Below are 2,077 nucleotides of genomic sequence, written 5' to 3' on the forward strand. Positions count from 1 at the left end.
GCGTCGTCCGCGGCGGGCCGGCCGTCGAACCGGGCGGGCAGGCCGACGTTCTGCTCCGCCGTGAGCGCGGGGACGAGGTTGAAGTCCTGGAACACGAACCCCAGCCGCTGGCGCCGCAAGGCGGTGAGCCGGCGCTCGGACGCGGCGCGGACGTCGACGCCGTCGAGCAGGATGCGGCCGGCGGTGGCGCGGATCAAGCCGGCGGCGCAGTAGAGCAGCGTCGACTTCCCGGAGCCGGACGGGCCCATGATCGCGGTCCAGGTGCCGCGGCGGAACGCGGCGGTGACGTCGTCGACGGCTCGGACGGGGGCGGCCCCGGTCTCGAAGACGTGCGTGACGCCGTCGAGGGAGAGGACGACGTCGTCGTCAGGCCCCTGCATGCCCGCGGCGTCACGCGCCCGGCCCCCCGCTCGCGTGCGGTGCTGCATGTCGACCATCAGCCACGACCCTCCGTCGGGAGCAAGGACGCCCCCGACGACGAGGCAGGGGACGGACCGCGGCTGAGCCCTCGACGGTAGGGAGCGGTCCGGTGCGCCACAAGGGGCATCTGCGCGGTCGCGTCCGTGGTGCGAGCAGCACACCCGCGGGCGTTCGACGTTGAACCGTCGACCGATGGCCCCGGTACGATCGCCCGATCGCTCCCACCGCGGGCCCCGTCCATGCGGCCAGCCAGCACCGACCCCGCCCGGACGCGGCCGAGCGGGACGACGAGAGGACCCGCCCATGCCACGCGTCCGCCTCGCCGACGTCGCGGAGCGCGTGGGCGTCAGCACCAAGACGGTGTCCAACGTCGTCAACGGCACCGGCTGGGTCAGCGCCCCCGTTCGCGAGCGCGTCCTCGCCGTCATCGCCGAGCTCGGCTACCGCCCGAACCTCGCCGCCCGCCAGCTCCGCAGCGGCCGGAGCGGCCTGATCGCCCTGTGCGTGCCGAGCCTGCGGGAGCCGTACTTCGCCGAGTTCGCGTCCGAGTTCGTCACCGCCGCCGAGGCGCGGGGGGCGACGGTGCTGGTCACGCAGTCGAAGGGCACCCGCGAGGTCGAGCTGTCGATGCTCGAGTCCGAGGACCTGCCCGCGATCGACGGCCTGGTGTTCAGCCCGCTGCGGCTCACCCGGGACGACATGGCGGCGCGCCGGAGCACCGTCCCGCTCGTCCTCATCGGCGAGCACGGCGAGGGCCTGGCGTCCGACACCGTCCCGCACGTCGGCCCCGACAACGCCGCCGCGGCCGAGACGGCGACCCGGCACCTCGTCGAGCAGGGCCGGACACGGATCGCGGCGATCGGGTTCCAGCCCGGCGACGGTGGCTCGACGGGTCACGTGCGGTTCGAGGGCTACCGGCGCGCACTCGCCGCCGCGGGGATCCCGCTGGACCCGGCGCTGCTCGTCGAGGTCGAGGCGTACAACCGCGCGGAGGGGTCCGCGGCGGTCGAGCAGCTGCTGGCCGATGGCGTCGACTTCGACGGGGTGTTCTGCTTCAACGACTCGCTGGCGTTCGGGGCGCTCTACACGCTCGGCGTGCACCGCATCCCGGTGCCCGAGCGGGTCGCGGTCGTCGGGTACGACAACATCGAGGAGGGCGGGTTCCTGATCCCGCCGCTGACCACGATCGACCCGGGCCTCGCGACGTCGACGGGCCTGATCCTGGACCTGCTCGTCGGCGAGCGCCGCGGCGAGGGCGGGCACATCGGCACGCCGTTCAGCCTCGTCGAGCGCTGAGTCCCCGCTCACCCACCCCTCGCCGAGCGGGCAGTCGATGTCCCCTCCCGGGACCTGGAAGGGACATCGACTGCCCGCTCGGCGTGCGTGGTGCGCGGGGGACGGGGCGTCAGCCCGCGGTCAGCCGCAGCGTCAGCTCGGCCGGGGCCGGCCGGAGCACCGCGTTCGGCAGCACCCCCGGCCCGCACGCGGCCGAGCCGAGCCCGTGCTGCGCCGCGTCCAGGTGCACGTAGAGCCGCCCGTCCGGGGTGAGCTCGTGCGGGTGCGCCGCCACGTCCAGCGCCCGGTCCGACCACGGCCGCAGCGACAGCTCGACGCCCGCCCGCGGCACGCCGCCGTAGACCGTCGGCCCGGCGTCCAG

General features: G+C 75.3%; 3 protein-coding genes. 1 reads left to right on the plus strand and 2 read right to left on the minus strand.

The features are described from left to right. Positions 1 to 380: ABC transporter ATP-binding protein (locus VER05_RS06825; protein WP_324844630.1), on the minus strand; the 380-nt coding region annotated here is incomplete at its 3' end. A 343-nt stretch (positions 381 to 723) separates the two neighbouring features. Between VER05_RS06825 and VER05_RS06830 the strand changes: the two genes are divergently transcribed. Next, positions 724 to 1,716, plus strand: a complete 993-nt coding sequence (locus VER05_RS06830; RefSeq protein ID WP_324844631.1) for a LacI family DNA-binding transcriptional regulator — start codon at positions 724 to 726, stop codon at positions 1,714 to 1,716. 109 nt (positions 1,717 to 1,825) lie between these two features. Here the strand turns inward: VER05_RS06830 and VER05_RS06835 are convergent. Then, positions 1,826 to 2,077: hypothetical protein (locus tag VER05_RS06835; RefSeq protein ID WP_324844632.1), on the minus strand; the 252-nt coding region annotated here is incomplete at its 5' end.

Source organism: Cellulomonas sp., assembly GCF_035634735.1.
In the GTDB taxonomy this organism is placed as follows: domain Bacteria; phylum Actinomycetota; class Actinomycetes; order Actinomycetales; family Cellulomonadaceae; genus Cellulomonas.